General features: G+C 73.3%; 15 protein-coding genes. 1 reads left to right on the top strand and 14 read right to left on the bottom strand.

What is annotated here, in order from left to right; genetic code table 11:
- The first annotated feature begins 53 nt into the window (after positions 1 to 53).
- On the top strand, positions 54 to 371 hold the full coding sequence (locus IPJ95_08660) for a cupin domain-containing protein (protein MBK7923689.1): 318 nt from the start codon (positions 54 to 56) through the stop codon (positions 369 to 371).
- On the opposite strand, the gene IPJ95_08655 is transcribed toward IPJ95_08660, so the two are convergent.
- From IPJ95_08655 to IPJ95_08590, 14 genes are all read right to left on the bottom strand, one after another.
- Positions 337 to 1,242 (bottom strand): flippase-like domain-containing protein, encoded by a 906-nt coding sequence (locus IPJ95_08655; protein ID MBK7923688.1) that lies wholly within the window; start codon positions 1,240 to 1,242, stop codon positions 337 to 339. The genes IPJ95_08660 and IPJ95_08655 overlap by 35 nt on opposite strands.
- Positions 1,242 to 2,501, bottom strand: a complete 1,260-nt coding sequence (locus tag IPJ95_08650) for a glycosyltransferase (GenBank protein MBK7923687.1) — start codon at positions 2,499 to 2,501, stop codon at positions 1,242 to 1,244. Before IPJ95_08650 ends, IPJ95_08655 begins: the two co-directional genes overlap by 1 nt.
- A 155-nt stretch (positions 2,502 to 2,656) precedes the next feature.
- A complete protein-coding gene (locus tag IPJ95_08645) occupies positions 2,657 to 3,280 on the bottom strand; it encodes an MBL fold metallo-hydrolase (GenBank protein ID MBK7923686.1) in 624 nt (207 codons plus the stop codon).
- A 10-nt stretch (positions 3,281 to 3,290) separates the two neighbouring features.
- The gene (gene trxB, locus IPJ95_08640) at positions 3,291 to 4,265 is read right to left on the bottom strand and encodes a thioredoxin-disulfide reductase (GenBank protein ID MBK7923685.1); all 975 of its coding nucleotides are present in this window, start codon (positions 4,263 to 4,265) and stop codon (positions 3,291 to 3,293) included.
- Positions 4,266 to 4,331: 66 nt separating this feature from the next.
- Positions 4,332 to 5,063: an SDR family oxidoreductase gene (locus IPJ95_08635; GenBank protein MBK7923684.1), complete on the bottom strand. Its 732-nt coding sequence runs from the start codon at positions 5,061 to 5,063 to the stop codon at positions 4,332 to 4,334.
- Positions 5,063 to 5,788 (bottom strand): SDR family oxidoreductase, encoded by a 726-nt coding sequence (locus tag IPJ95_08630; protein MBK7923683.1) that lies wholly within the window; start codon positions 5,786 to 5,788, stop codon positions 5,063 to 5,065. Before IPJ95_08630 ends, IPJ95_08635 begins: the two co-directional genes overlap by 1 nt.
- A 35-nt stretch (positions 5,789 to 5,823) precedes the next feature.
- Positions 5,824 to 6,717: a PHP domain-containing protein gene (locus tag IPJ95_08625; GenBank protein ID MBK7923682.1), complete on the bottom strand. Its 894-nt coding sequence runs from the start codon at positions 6,715 to 6,717 to the stop codon at positions 5,824 to 5,826.
- A complete protein-coding gene (locus tag IPJ95_08620) occupies positions 6,684 to 6,947 on the bottom strand; it encodes a hypothetical protein (GenBank protein ID MBK7923681.1) in 264 nt (87 codons plus the stop codon). The genes IPJ95_08625 and IPJ95_08620 overlap by 34 nt, the downstream gene beginning before the upstream one ends.
- Positions 6,948 to 6,990: 43 nt before the next feature.
- Complete coding sequence (locus tag IPJ95_08615; protein MBK7923680.1) at positions 6,991 to 7,317, bottom strand: hypothetical protein; 327 nt, start codon at positions 7,315 to 7,317, stop codon at positions 6,991 to 6,993.
- Position 7,318: 1 nt separating this feature from the next.
- The gene (locus tag IPJ95_08610) at positions 7,319 to 8,656 is read right to left on the bottom strand and encodes a 2-oxo acid dehydrogenase subunit E2 (protein MBK7923679.1); all 1,338 of its coding nucleotides are present in this window, start codon (positions 8,654 to 8,656) and stop codon (positions 7,319 to 7,321) included.
- A gap of 81 nt (positions 8,657 to 8,737) precedes the next feature.
- Entirely contained in the window at positions 8,738 to 9,718 is a 981-nt protein-coding gene (locus tag IPJ95_08605) for an alpha-ketoacid dehydrogenase subunit beta (protein MBK7923678.1), read from the bottom strand.
- Entirely contained in the window at positions 9,711 to 10,760 is a 1,050-nt protein-coding gene (locus IPJ95_08600) for a thiamine pyrophosphate-dependent dehydrogenase E1 component subunit alpha (GenBank protein MBK7923677.1), read from the bottom strand. Before IPJ95_08600 ends, IPJ95_08605 begins: the two co-directional genes overlap by 8 nt.
- A 108-nt stretch (positions 10,761 to 10,868) precedes the next feature.
- Positions 10,869 to 12,176, bottom strand: a complete 1,308-nt coding sequence (locus IPJ95_08595) for an amidohydrolase (GenBank protein MBK7923676.1) — start codon at positions 12,174 to 12,176, stop codon at positions 10,869 to 10,871.
- 68 nt (positions 12,177 to 12,244) lie between these two features.
- The gene (locus IPJ95_08590) at positions 12,245 to 14,851 is read right to left on the bottom strand and encodes a glycoside hydrolase family 3 C-terminal domain-containing protein (GenBank protein MBK7923675.1); all 2,607 of its coding nucleotides are present in this window, start codon (positions 14,849 to 14,851) and stop codon (positions 12,245 to 12,247) included.
- Between the last annotated feature and the right edge of the window lie 25 nt (positions 14,852 to 14,876).

Genomic DNA, 14,876 nt, shown 5'->3' with positions numbered 1-14,876 from the left:
GCGGCTCGACGGCTCGGCGGCTCGACACATTGGCGAAGGGTGGGACGATGACGATGGCGCAGCGGCACCTCCCGGCGGAGGCACGGTTCGACGTGAGCCAGGGCACGAAGGCGGACCTGTTCCGCGGCCCGGGGTTGCTTGCCGGGCTCAACTGCTTTGAGCGGGGACAGGCGCAACGGGTCCATGCCCACGCCGGCGCGGACAAATTTTACTTCCTCGTCTCGGGAAAGGCGAGGATGCAGGTGGGCGAGGAGACCTTCGACGCCGTGGCGGGCGACCTGGTCTGGGCCCAGGCTGGCGTGCCGCACGGCGTGCTCGAGACGCTGGAGCGGACCGTCATGCTGGTGGCGATGGGTCCTCCGCCGGGGTGATCCCGCCCCGCCGGGTGAACCGCGCCACCGCCCGGCGCAGCGGGACCAGCCCGAAGGCGCGCAGGGCGAGCGCCACGCCGAGCAGCACCCCGATCCCCACCGTGTAGAAGCGCCAGGCGAGCAGGAGCGTCACGCCCCCGCTGAGCTGGCCGGCCGCGCCGCCCAGCAGCGCGAGGTCCACCGCGCCCGCGCCCGCGGGCGTCGGCAGCAGCAGCTGGCTGTAGAGCAGGACGAAGCTGCCGACGAGCAGCACCCCGAGCGGGGGAGGCGCCGGCAGCGTGGCCGCGAGCACCGGCAGCACCAGGGTCCGCGCGGCCACGTTGATGAGCGAGGTGGGCAGGCAGACCAGCAACAACGGCCAGGGGAGCCGCGCCCTCCCCGCGCGGAGCCGGTGCGCCCCGCGCTCCGGCTCACGGAACGGCACCCGACGCCAGCGCCACGCCACCGCGCCGGCGGCGACACTCAGCAGCCCCACGAACGCCACCCAGGGCCAGCCGCTGCTGAGCCGGCCGCGCAGTTCCGGCCCCGCCTGGCTCCACCAGTCCGGGGCGTACCGCCAGAGCAGGATCCCGCCGAAGGCGAACACCACCGGATACGCGAGCACGACCTCGATTCCGACGGCGAGGAACGCCTGCGCCGCCGGCACCCCGGCGCGAAGCAGTCCCGCGAGGCGAGCGGCCTCGCCGCCGACGCGCATCGGGGTGAGGCCCGCCGCCGCATCGCCCCAGGCGTTGAGCTGGAGGGCCTGCCGGGGCGTGACCGGGTACCCGACGGCGCGAGTGCAGGCCCGGATGCGCACCGCGCGGGCCGCCAGGTCGAGCAGGACGAGCGCCAGGCAGGTCCCGTGCGCGGCGAGCGGCGAGAGGGCCATCACCGCCCGGACGCCAGCAGCGAGCGATACACGGCGAAGATCCCGTCGAAGGCCTGGTCCCAGGCGTGGTGCCGCTCCGCGAAGCCGCGGGCCACCTGCCCCAGCGCCTGGCGGCCGCCGCGCAGCAGGGTCAGCGCCGCCTCGGCGCAGGCGTTGGTGTCACCGACGGCGTACAGCGCCCCGGCGCCGGAGGCACGCACCCGATCCGCGACCCCGCCCGCCTCCACCGAAAGTACCGGCGTCCCGGTGGCCATCGCCTCGAGGGCGCTCAGGCCGAAGCTCTCCGCCGGCCCGGGGGAGAGATAGAGCTCGGCTGCGGCGAGCAGGCGGGCCACCTCATGGCGGTCCCGGACATACGGGATGAACCGCACCTGCTTCCCTTCGGCCAGGGCGCGCAGCCGCGCTTCCCGGGGACCGGCGCCCACCAGCACCAGCCAGGCCCCGGTACGGCGCTCCACCTCGGGCCAGGCGCCGAGCAGCAGGTCGAGCTGCTTCTCTTCCGTGAATCGCCCCAGGTAGAGCGCCAGCGGCGCGTCCGGCAGGTTGTACCGGCGCCGGGTCTCGGGGGCCTCCGCGCGGAGGTCCGGATGGAAGCGTCCGAGGTCCACGCCGAGGGCCACGCGGTGCACCGGCCCGACGCCTTCCTGCTCCAGTTCGCGCGCCATGCTCTCGCTCGCGGCGAGGATGCCGCGGTACATGCCCGCGAGTCGTCGGACATAGCCCCAGGCCGCGCGGCCCAGCGTGGAGCGCACGCCACCGGCACCGAGCGGATCGATGATCCGGGGAAAGTGCGTGTGATAGAACCAGACCAGCGGCGCCTGCAGGGCCCGGTTGGCCCGCCGGGTGATCCAGGGCACCAGCCACGGGCTGCCGACCTCGATCAGGTCGGGCCGCTCGTGCTCGAGGATCCGGCGGGTGGTGCGGGTGGCGAGCAGGAAGCGGTACGACTGGTCGAACGGGATGCGCGGCCCCTTGAGCCGGTAGCAGCGCACGTGGCCGGCGTGCCCGAGGCCATCGTGCGGGCCGGGGACGACCAGCAGCTGCCGCAGGTCGGCCCGCGACTGGACGTACGCAGCCTTGGCCAGGAGATAGGTGCGGATGCCGCCGGTGGCGTCGCCGAAGTACTTGGTGATGTCGAGGACGGTGAGCGTGCCGGGGCGCGCGAGCCGGGAGGGGAAGCTGCTGCGCGAGAGATCGAGCGCGGGGTCGCCCGGGGGCAGGAAGCCGGGCGGCGCGCCGCGATCAGTCGGAACAGTCACCGAGCGGATACACGGTGCCGCAGTTGGGACAGGGGTTCTTGCAGCCCCAGGGCCGGCGCGTCACGGCAACGCCGCAGCGGTTGCAGGCCGGAGGCTCCGCGGCACGCCGGCTCGGCGGCGCGGCCGTCGATCCCGCGCCGCGTGGCGCCGGGCCGTCACTCATGGCGGTAGGCGCCGGTGAGGAAGGGGTTGGTGAGTCGCTCCACCCCGATGGTGGTTTCCGGGCCATGGCCGCAGAGCACCCGGGTGGAATCGGGGAGCGTCAGGAAGACCCGCTGCAGGCTCTGCATGAGGGTGGCGAAGTCACCACCCGGAAGGTCGGTCCGTCCGACGGAGCCGCTGAAGAGGACGTCCCCGCCGAGGATGAAGCCGTCGGCCACGAAGCTGACGCTGCCGCGGCTGTGTCCCGGCGTGTGACGCACGGTGAAGCGCTCGCCGCCGAACCGGAGCTCCTGCCCCTCCGCGAGCGGCTGATCGGGTGGCGGCGGCGCCTGGAGGGCGAGCCCCATCCACCGGCCCTGCCCCGGGAGGCCATCGTAGAGCTCGCGATCATCGGGGTGCAGGTGGATCGGCGCGCCGGTCTCCTGCTTGAGCCGCCGCACGCCCATGATGTGGTCCACGTGACCGTGGGTGAGCCAGATGGCGGCGAGCTGCACTCCCTCGCGGCGGAGGGTGGCCAGGAACAGCTCTTCCTCCTCCCCCGGGTCCACGATCACCGCCTGCCCTGCCGGCCGGTCGATCAGCAGGTAGCAGTTCTCCTCGAACTGGCCGTTGGGCAGGCAGGCGACCTCAAGCGCCGACACTGGCCTTGGCCCGGCGTTCGGTGAGGTACTTCTCGACGGCGATGGCGGCGGTGGTGGCGTCGCCCACGGCGGTGGTGACCTGGCGGGTGAGCTGTACCCGGAGGTCGCCGGCGGCGAAGAGGCCGGGAATCGAGGTCATCATCCGGTCGTCGGTGATCACGTACCCGCTCGCGTCGTGCCGGAAGTGCTCGCGAATGAGCCCCGAGTTGGGCCGGAAGCCGATGAACACGAAGCAGCCGCTGGCCGCGAGCCGCGACTCCGCGCCGGTCACGGTGTCCTTGAGGCGCAGCGCCGTCACCTCGCGCAGGCCGGCCTGCTCCCGCCCCTCGACCTCGAGCACCTGCTTGTTCCACACCGGCTCGATCTTCGGGTTGGCGAAGAGACGCTCCTGCAGCACCTTGGAGGCCCGGAGCTCGCTGCGCCGGTGCACGAGGTACACCTTGGCGGCGTAGCGGGTGAGGTAGTCCGCCTCCTCGACCGCGGCGTCACCGCCGCCGATGACCGCGATGGTCTGGTTGCGGAAGAAGGCGCCGTCGCAGACCGCGCAGTACGACACCCCGAACCCCGCATACTCGGCCTCGCCGGGCACCTCGAGCTTGGTGGGCGTGCCGCCGGCGGTGAGGATCACGGTCGGGGCGCGGTAGACATCGCCATCGAGGGTCTTCACCTCGAAGGTCCCGTCGGGCTGGCGGAAGATGCCGTCGACCGTGGCCTGGCGGATCTCGGCGCCGAACTTCTTGGCGTGGGCAGTCATCCGCTCAGCCAGCTCGCGGCCGAGGATGGACTCGAAGCCGGGGTAGTCCTCGATCTTCTCGGTGTTGAGCAGCTCGCCACCGGGCACCCGGCTTTCGAGCACCACGGCCTTGAGCATGCCGCGGCCGGCGTACATGCCGGCGCAGAGGCCGGCCGGGCCGGCGCCGACGATGACGGTATCGAGATCGAATGCAGAAGTCTGGGTCATGGGCGTGTTCCACCGGCGCTCCGGCCGGGGGTCGGGTCAGCGGGAAATATAGGCGGGGTCAGGGGGTCAGCGGATGAGGCGGCCGCCATCGACGACGATCGTCTCGCCGGTGACGTAGTCCCCGCCTTCCAGCAGGTAGAGGATCGCCGCGGTCACATCCTGGGGCCCGCCGAGCCGGCCGAGGGGGGTGGTGCGGGCCAGGTGTTCGCGGGCGGCGGCGTCCCAGTCATCCGGGGGAAGCACCGCGCCGGGGGCCACGGCGTTGACCGTGACCTCCGGGGCCAGGGCCCGCGCCAGGGTGCGGGTGAGCATGACCACCCCCGCCTTGCTCACGCAGTGGGCGGCGTAGCGCGGCCAGGGCTCGAGCCCGCCGACGTCGGCCAGGTTGATGACCCGTCCGCGCGCCGCCCGCAGGGCCGGCAGCGCGCCCTGGGTGGTGAAGAACATCGACCGGAGGTTGGTGTCCTGCACCTGGTCCCACAACTCGGGGGTGGTCTCTTCGACCGTGGCGCGCACCATGATGCCGGCGCTGTTCACCAGGACGTCGAGCCGCCCGAAGGCCTCCGCCACCGTGGCCGGCAATGCCCGGGCCGCGGTGGCGTCCGAGAGGTCGGCCTGGAAAAGCTCGGCGCGCAGGCCCAGCTCCCGGATGGCGTGCAGGGTGACGTCGGCCTCGCGGCGGGAGCGATGATAATGCACCGCCACCGGCATCCCGCGACCAGCGAGCGCCAGCGCGATGGCGCGGCCGAGGCGGTGTCCGGCCCCGGTCACCAGCGCCACCCGCCCGGCGAGTTCCATCAGAGGGCGCCGTTGGTCACCGGGAGGATGTGGCCGCTGATGCCGGCGGACGACTCCCCCGCCAGGAAGAGCACCGCGCCGATCAGCTGCGACATCTCCACGTAATGCGCCTGCTCGCCCGCCACCGCCACGTTCTCGGGCGTACGCACCATGCCCGGGGCGATGGCGTTGACCCGGACCCCCTTGGGCCACAGCTCCGCGGCGAGACTCTGGGTGAGGCCGGCCACGCCCGCCTTCGCCGCGGTGTAGGCCGCCATCTGCTCGGCGGGCCGGAAGTAGGCCACGGAGGCGAAGTTCACGATCGCGCCCCGGCTGGCCGTCAGGGCCTCGACCGCGGCGCGGGACATCAGGTAGGCCGTCTTGAGGTTGATGGCGATCTCGCGATCGAAGCCATCCACCCCGGTCTTGCCCACCGGGCCATAGGTGGTGAGCCCGCCCGCCACGTTCACCACGGCGTCGAGCCGCCCGTAGTGCTTGAGGGCGATCTCCACCGCGAGGGCGGCCACGTCAGGCTCGGTGAGGTCGCCGGCGGCGGGCCGGGCCTCGATGCCCTGCGCGGCAAATTCCCGGACCCGCTCCGCCACGCCGACCGCGTTGCGGTCGACCGCCACCACGCGGGCGCCCGCCCGCCCGAACGCCTCAGCCACCGCGTGGCCGATCTGCCCCGCGCGACCCACGCCGGTGACGAGCACCGTCTTGTCCTTGAAGTCCCACTGTGTGGCCATGCTCACTCCCGGTAGTGCGTGGGTGCCCGTGCCGCTCAGGCCGTCGGCGCCGCGACGCGCGGCCGGGCGGCCTCGAGGGCCTCCAGCCACGCCAGCGGCACCTGCTGCCCGCCGATCGCGGCGGTGGCCGGCTGGGTCAGCTCGTCGCCGTGCCAGTCGGACCCGCCACTGACCCGCAGCCCCAGCTGGCGGGCGTGTTCCGCGAGGCGGGAGCGCAGGTCGGCGTCGTGGGTGGGGTGCCGCACCTCCACCGCGTCGAGCCCTTCGGCCTTCAAGACCGCGAGGGCGTTGCGGGTTCCCCGTTCCTTGAGGTGGGCCGCGGAGACCACCCCGCCGGCCTGGTGGACCAGGGCGGCGACCGTCTTGAACGCCGGCAGCCGCTTCTCCACGAAGCCCGGCCGCCCCCAGCCCACATAGCGATCGAACGCATCCTGCACCGTGCGCGCGGCCCCCACCTTGACCAGCGCGCGTGCCACGTGCGGCCGGCCGATCGCGCCGCCGGCCGCCTCGGCCAGCACGTCCTCGAGGGCGATGCTGGCGCCCAGGGCGCGAAGCTTCTCCACCATCTCCCCGCCGCGGCGCGCCCGATCATCCCGGGCCAGCACCAGGAACTCCTCCAGCGGCGCCCAGGCCACCGGCAGGAAATAGCCCAGCAGGTGCATCTCGCCCCACGTGGCCTGGACCGAGAACTCGCAGCCGGGAATGACCCGGAGCCCCGCGGCCTCGCCGGCGGCCAGCGCGGCCGGGACGCCGGCCAGGGTGTCGTGGTCGGTCAGCGCGATGGCGGCAAGGCCAGCCCGCGCGGCGCGGCGCACCACCTCCTCCGGCGGATGGGCTCCGTCGGAGGCCGTCGAGTGCAGGTGCAGGTCAACGCAGGGTACCGGGACGGTGTCGTTCAGCGGCGGTACTCCGTCTCGGGCGCCGTCCACGACGGCTGGGAACGGTGGAACAGCTCGAGCAACTGGGCGTCGGAGAGCTCCAGCAGCGCCTCCTCGGGAAGCCGGGAGCCGAGCGGCGCGAACCGCGCCACGCGCACCTCGCCGGCGGCGCCGGGCTGGCTGAAGCGTACGCCGAACTCGTCACGGGTGTACTGGGAGACGCGGCCGGTCGGGCTCACGTCCCAGCGCTGGCCATCCACGGTCACGCAGCGTCGGGGCATCGGCGGTCCTCCGGGCGTACGGTCGGGAGTTGGGGCATGGCGATCACCCGTCCTGGTCGGGTTCGGCGGCGAGCGCGGGCGGCACCTCGTCCCAGAGGTCCCACGCGTCGGCCTCGTAGGTGGCGAGTTCCCGCAACCGGGCCTCGAGCTTCTGCTCCAGGTCGGTGCGCGAGGCCCGGGCCCGGTGGGTCAGCTCGGTGCGGCTCTCGCTGAATTCGATGAACCGCCCGCCCGCGCCCTGCTGGCGGAAGAGCCAGAGGCTGCGGCCCCGCTGGCCGCCGAGTTCGGCGAGCAGGTGCACGGTCCGCACGTACTCCGCCTCGTGGCTCGGCGGCACGGTCACCCGGGAGATGGTCAGGACGCGGGTCATCTCAGCCGGCGTCGTCCGGGAACTGCTCCAGCATCTTCTTGACGTCGGCCAGGAAGCGGTCGGCGTCGGCGCCATCCACCACGCGGTGGTCGAACGACATGGTCAGCATGCCCTTGAGCCGCGGCGCGATGGCATCGGTGCCGTCGGGCAGGGTCACGACCGAGGCCCGCTTCTCGATGGTGCCGACGCCGAGGATGGCCACCTGGGGCTGGTTGATGATCGGAAGCCCGGCGTAGCTGCCGAAGGTCCCCGGATTGGTGATCGTGAAGGTGCCGCGCTGGACGTCGTCGGGGCTCAGCTTCTTGGTCCGTGCGCGCTCGCCCAAGTCGTTGATGGCGCGGGCGATGCCCAGCAGCGAGAGCTCGTCGGCGTGCTTGATGACGGGGACGATGAGGCCCCAGTCCAGCGCCACGGCGACGCCGAGGTTGATGTCCCGGCGGAAGATCGTGGCGTCGCTCGCGACCGCCGCGTTGAGTCCCGGATGCCGGCGCAGGTTGTCGGCGATGGCCTTCGCGATGAAGGCCAGGTAGGTCAGGTTCACGCCCCGCTCGGCGAAGTCCTTCTTGCGGCGCGCGCGGACCTGCGAGACGCGGGTGTAGTCGACCTCGAACAGCGTCTGCACGTGCGCCGAGACCCGGCGCGACATGATCATGTGGTCGGCGGTGAGCTTCCGGATGCGCGACCACGGCTCCACCCGGTCGCCCTCCCATGCCTCGGCGCCGGGGGCCGCGTGCGCCGGCGCGGGGGCCGCCGCCGGCCGCGCGGGTGCGGCCGGCGCCGTCGGTGCGGCCACGGGTGCCGCCGCGGGCGCCTCGATGTAGCCGATGATGTCGCTCTTGGTCACCCGGCCCGCGTGCCCGCTCCCGGCCACCGTGCCGATGTCGATCCCATGCTCGGCCGCCATCTTCCGGACCAGCGGCGTGGAGCGCCGACGGAGCCGGTCTTCCGCCGACTCCGCCGCCGGCTCCGCGGCCCGGCGGCCCGGCGCTTCGGCGGCCCGGGTCGGCGCGGCGGTGGGTGCCGTCGCGGCCACCGGCGGGCTTGCCGGTGCCGGGGCCGAGGCCGAGGCAGGCGCCGGAGCGGACACGGCGGCGCTGGCATCAGTCTCCAGCCGCGCAACGACCGTGTTCACCGCCACCGTCTGGCCCTGCTGCACCAGGATCTCCGCCAGGATGCCCGCGCTGGGCGCCGGGATCTCGGCATCGACCTTGTCGGTGGAGATCTCGAACATGGGTTCGTCGCGCTTGACCGCGTCGCCCACCTGCTTGATCCACTTCGAGAGGGTCCCCTCGGCAATGGACTCACCCATCTGCGGCATGATGACGTCAATGCGGGCCATGGCAACTCCGTCGGCTCGGCGACTCCGCGCCCCGGCGGCTCGGCGAGAACGGCCGAGTCCGGTGCGGCGGCGGTCGAGCGGTTAGTAACTCGCCAGCCAACGGCTGGCGGTGATCAGGTCCTCGGTCTGGGGCAGCACCGTGTCTTCAAGCGTCGGGGCGTAGGGCAGCGGCACGTCGTGGGCCGCCACCCGGCGCACCGGGGCGTCCAGCCATTCGAACGCCAGTTCGTTGATCCGGGCGATGATCTCGCCCGCCACACCACCGGTGCGGGTGTCCTCGTGGGCCACCAGCACCCGGCTCGTCTTCCGGACCGAGGCCACGATCGCCTCGTCGTCCAGCGGCAGCAGCGTCCGGAGGTCCAGCACCTCCACCGACAGCCCATCCACGGCCGCCAGTCGTTCGGCGGCCTCCAGCGCCTTCCAGACCATCGCCGACCAGGTCACGATCGTCAGGTCAGCCCCGGCCCGGGCCACCCGCGCCCGGCCGATCGGGGTGAGGATCTCCTCCCCGGCCGGGAGGTCCTCCTTGATCCGCCGGTAAAGATACTTGTGCTCGAAGAAGAGTACCGGGTCCTCGTCCCGGATGGCGGCCTTGATCAGTCCCTTGGCGTCCCGGACCGTGGCCGGGCAGACGATTTTCAGCCCGGGGGTGTGGAGAAACGCCGCCTCCGGGTTCTGGCTGTGGAACGGCCCGCCCCGGACGTAGCCCCCGCTCGGGCCCCGGACCACCATCGGGGTCGGGAGCCCCGCACGATACCGGGCGGTGGCCACGTAGTTGGTGAGCATGTCGTAGCCGCAGGCGATGAAGTCGATGAACTGCATCTCGCACACCGGGCGGAGGCCCATGTGCGCCGCGCCGGCGGCCGCGCCGATGATGGCCTGCTCGCTGATGGGGGTGTCGATCACCCGGCCGGCCCCGAACCGCTCGAGCATCCCCTCGGTCACCCGGAACGGCCCGCCCAGCGCGCCGATGTCCTCGCCCAGCAGGAACACCCGCTCGTCGCGCTCGAGCTCCTCCCAGAGCCCCTGGCGGATGGCCTCGAGATAGGTGGTCTCAGCCACGCGGCGGCTCGGCGATGCGGCGGTACCACTCGAGCGGCGCGGCGGCGGGATCGGCGTAGACCCCCGTGAGCGCGGTGCCGGGGTCGGGGAACGGCTCCTCCAGGCAACGGGCCAGCGCCTCGTCCAGTTCCCGCGCCACCCGGGCGTCGGTGGCGGCGAGCTCGGGCTCGGTGGCCCAGCCCTCCGCCCGGAGCCGCGCCAGGTGGCGGTCGATCGGGTCGTTCCGCTCCCACGCCTCGATCTCGCCCGCGGGGACGTAGCGCTGGTCGTCGTGCTCCGCGTGGCCCTTGCGGCGGTAGGTCACGAGCTCCACGAGCGTCACGCCGTCCCCCGCGCGGGCGCGGTCCACGGCGGCCTTCGTGGCCTCCCAGGTGGCCACCACGTCATTGCCGTCGGCGCGCTCCGCGGCGATCCCGTAGCCGGGCGCCTTGTCCACCAGGCGCGCGGCCGCGGTCTGCAGCCGCGCCGGGGTGCTGTAGGCGTAGCCGTTGTTCTCGCACACCACCACCAGCGGCAGCCGCTGCACGGCGGCGAAGTTGATCCCCTCGTGGAAGGCGCCGGTGCTCATGGCGCCATCGCCCACGTAGACCAGTCCCACCCGCCGCTGCCCCGTCATCCGGAAGGAGAGCGCGATCCCGGCCATCACCGGCACCATGGCGCCGAGGGGCGAGACCTGTCCCAGGAAGCCGCGCGCGAGGTCATTGAAGTGGATATTGAGCTCGCGGCCGGCGGTGGGGCTCTCCGCCTTGGCCATGTACTGCCGGAACACCTCGAGCGGGGTCGCCCCCTTGACCAGCATGGACCCGAGGTTCCGGATCAGGGGCGAGAGGATATCGCCGGGCTCGAGCGCGTAGGCGCTGCCCACCGCGTCCGCCTCCTGCCCCAGGGAGCGGAACAGCCCCCCCACGACCTTCCCCTGCCGGTGCAGCCCGACCAGGCGCTCTTCCAGCGAGCGGGTCAGGCGCATCCAATAGTAGAGGTCGAGCAGCTGGGGGCCGGTGAGCCCGGCGGGGGGCGGGGTGGCGCGAGGGGCGGCGGTCATGGATCGGGTTGGGAGGCGGAAGATCGGGAGCCGGGCCGGGGGAGTCAAGCAGGAGGCCCGGGCGATGTGCCCGGGCCTCCGACCCGCTCCCCGCCCGGAAGGTGGCCGTCAGCGTGCCGCGGGCCTCAGCGCCTCGAGCACCAGCGCGGTCATGATGCGCATGGCGTGCGGCACGGTCTGGTCATCGGCGTAGAACGTCGGGGTGTGGTGTCCGCCGGAGACCTTCCCCGCCGGCACGGCGCCGATCCGCACGTAGAAGCCGGGCACCTCGCGCGCAAAGTAGGAAAAGTCTTCCGCACCGGTGACCGGCGGCGCGACCCGCACGTTGGAGGCGCCGGCCACCCGGGCCAGCACGGGGCCGAAGCGCCGGCTCAGGGTGGTGTCGTTGACCGTCATCGGATGCGAACGGTCGAACTCGAGGGTGAAGGTGGCCCCGGCCGAGCGGGTGATGCCGTCGAAGATCTCGCGCATGCGGCGCTCGATGGTGTCCAGGTCCGCGTCATTGAAGGTGCGGATCGTCCCCTCGAGCAGCATCTCGCCCGGGATGATGTTGTTCCGGTCCCCGCCCCGCATCACGCCGACCGTCACGACGTTGTCGGAGAACGGCGACAGCGTCCGCGACCGGATGGTCTGCAGCGCCAGGACGACCTGCGAGGCGGTGACCGCGGCGTCGATACTCAGGTGCGGCGTGGAGCCGTGCGCCTGGCGGCCAAGCACCTTCGCCGACCAGCGCGTGGCCGCGGCGTAGGTGGGGCCCGGCGTATAGGCCACCCGGCCCAGGAGCTCGTCCTCTCCTTCGGCGTCGGGAGGAACGCCATTGGCGTGGAACGCGACGATCAGGTCCGGGCGGGGGTCGCGCAGCGCGCCCTCCGCGATCATGAGCGACGCGCCGCCTGCCTCACCCGGGGGTGGCCCCTCCTCGGCCGGCTGGAAGATGAACACCACCGTCCCGGTGAGCTGGGACTTCATCCCGGCCAGGATGTTGGCCACGCCCAGCTGCGCCGCCACGTGGGTGTCGTGGCCGCAGGCGTGGAAGACCCCGGTCTGGCGGCCGAGATACTCGGCCGTGACGATCGACTTGAAGGGGAGGTCACCCTGCTCCGTCACGGGCAGGGCATCCATGTCGGCGCGGATCGCGACGACCGGGCCCGGCTTCCCGCCCCGGAGGATCCCCACCACGCCGGTCCGGCCCACGCCGGTCCGCACCTCGAACCCGAGCCGGCGGAGCTCGTCCGCCACCAGGCCGGCGGTGCGGGTCTCGCGATTGCTGAGTTCCGGGTGCTGGTGCAGGTCGTGCCGGATCTCGATCATGCGGGGGGCGAGGCGTTCCGTGGCCCGCGCGACGTCGGCGTCGGACTGGGCGGCGAGGGCGGCCGGCAGCAGCAGGAGCGCGGCGGCAAGGGAGCGTCGGGTCATGCCAGGGATTCTCCGGTGAGGGCGCGGCTAGGTTAGCCCGCTTCGGGAGGGGACGGAAGGGCCCGGCGTCAGCGGAGCGTGGCCACGCCCCGCAGGCGGAGGTCGCGCGAGGAGGCGCCGACGAGGACCTCGAGCCGCCCCGGTTCAACCACGGGATGGAGCGCCGCATCGAGCACCGCCAGCTGGTCAGGCTCCACCCGGAACCAGACCTCCCGCGACTCACCCGGCGCCAGGTGCACCCGCTGGAAGCCCGCCAGTTGCATCACGGGGCGCGACACGCTGGCCACGGGGTCGCGGAGGTAGAGCTGGGCCACTTCGTCGCCCGCGCGGGTGCCGGTATTGGTGATGGTACACCGCACCTGCAGCCCGCTGCCCGTCGCGACCGTATCCGGAAGGATGCGCAGGCTGTCGTAGGCGAACGTGGTGTACCCGAGCCCGAAGCCGAAGGGGAACTGGGGCAGGCCGGTGAGGTCGTCGTAGTCGTCGCCGCGGCCGCTGGGCAGGTGGTTGTAGACCAGTGGCAACTGCCCCTCCGCCACCGGGAAGGTGATCGGCAGCCGACCGCCTGGCGACGCCGCTCCGAAGAGCAGCGCGGCCAGTGCCTCGCCGCCGGCCTCGCCGGGGTACCAGAGGTCGAGCACGGCGGCGACCCGGTCCAGCCAGGGGCGCATGGTGACCGCTCCCCCGCCCACGAGGACCACCACCACCGGGGTGCCGGTCGCGGCCACCCGCCGGATCAGCTCCTCCTGGCGCCCCGGCAGCGCGAGCGAGGCCCGGTCGCGGAACTCACCCTCCTCCAGCCCGGCCATCACCACCGCGACGTCCGCGGCTCGGGCCGCCGCCATCGCGTCGGCCATCCGCCGCTCGCCCTCGTCCACCACCCCGACGTCCCAGACCATGCGGAGCCGTCCGTTGCCCGCCGGCTGGCGGGCCTCCAGCCGGAGGCCGATGCCCCGCCCCGCCACGAGCCGCACCGGCACCAGTCGCTCGCTCGCTCCCTGCTCACTCCAGGCGTCGATCACCAGGGAGTCGTTGAGCCAGAGGCGGTACCCATCGGTGCCCACCAGGCCGATGCGGGCCGGCCCGGAGACTGGCGAGGTGATCACGCCATGCCAGCGGGCGCTGAACCAGGACGGATCCAGCGTGGCGGCCGGCGGCAGGAAGGTCCAGTGGAAGTCGATCCGGGAATCGAGGCGCTCCTCGGCCAGGCGCCCGAAGTCCGGCCCGGCGTAGTAGCGTGCCACCAGGCCGCGCACGCCCCCGGCAGCGCTGAGGGCCGTGCCCGGGACGGTCACGTAGCGCTGCACCGACCGGCCCGGCCCGGGGTGGTACCGCACCCGCGCCGCGCCGAGGCGGGCCTCGAGGGCGGCGCGCGCACTGACCAGGCGCCGACCCGACCCGGAGTAGCCGCCCAGCCTCGCCTCGTCGGCATCGACGCCGATGAGGGCCAGGCGGCGGATCCGGCGCGGGTCGAGCGGCAAGGTCCGGCGCTCGTTGCGAAGCAGGACGGCCGATTGGATGGCGGCACGTCGGGCCAGGGCGTGGGCCAGCGTGTCTGCGGCGAGGGCGCGCGCCACGGTGTCGCTGGTGTACGGCGCCTCGAAGAGCCCGAGCGCAAACTTGAGGCGCAGCACGCGCGCCACCGCGCTGTCGACCACCGCCGGCGCGATCAGGCCACGGTCGAACGCCGCCTGGAAGAGGGGGGCGCTGGCGGCATCGCCCTGGAAGATCACCTCGAGCCCGGCGGCCATGGCCTGCGCGGTGGCGTCGGCGTAGTCCGTGGCGGTGCCATGCAGCACGTTGGCGCCACCGACCCCGCCGGCGTCGGACATGACCACCCCGCCAAAGCCCCACTCCCGCCGCAGGACGTCCCGGAGCAGCCATGGACTCGCCGACGCCGGGCGGCCATCCACCGAGTTGTACGCCGCCATCAGGCCTCGCGCGCCGCCTTCCCGGAGGGCGCGGCGGAACGGGGGGAGATCCCGTTCCCGGAGCCGGCGCGCGCTCCATTCGATCGGATAGCTGTCGCGGCCCCCGTCGCCCACATTCGCCACGAAGTGCTTCGGCGTGGAAACGATGCCCCGCCGCTCGAAGGGCTGGATGAACGCCTGCCCCATCAGCCCGGCGAGCCAGGGGTCCTCGCCATAGGTCTCCTCCACCCGGCCCCAGCGGGCGTCGGTGGCCAGGTTGAGCACCGGGGAGAGCACCTGGCGGATGCCCCGGGCGCGGGCCTCGGTGGCGATCGCCGTGGCTACCTCCCGCATCAGCGCCGTGTCCCACGTCGCGGCGAGCGCGATGGCCTGGGGAAAGGCAGTGGCCCCCTCCCCCACCACGCCGTGCAGCGCCTCCGCCACCGGGATGAGCGGAATGCCCAGGCGGGAGCCGGCCAGGGCGTCCGCCTGGACCCGGTTCACCTGGCGGAGGGCATCGATGGTGCCCCCGGCCGCCTGCACCTGGATGCCGTACCGTCCGGGCCCGGCGTCCCGGCCGCTGGTGCTGTCGCCAGGGTGGAGGTAGAGCTGCCAGAACTTCTCCGTCGGCGTCAGCCGGGGCAGCAGGTCGGCCACCCGCGCCTCGATGGGGCGGGCGGGATCCTGGTACGGCAAACGCGTCCCCTGCGCCGGGAGCGCGACGGGGATGGCGGCAACGAGGAGGAGCGGCCTGGGTAGTCGCATGGGATGGGGGAAAAGATAGGGGCGG

Source organism: Gemmatimonadota bacterium (assembly GCA_016713785.1).
Classification (GTDB): Bacteria; Gemmatimonadota; Gemmatimonadetes; order Gemmatimonadales; family GWC2-71-9; genus JADJOM01.
This window is presented reverse-complemented; position numbering and strand designations above follow the sequence as displayed.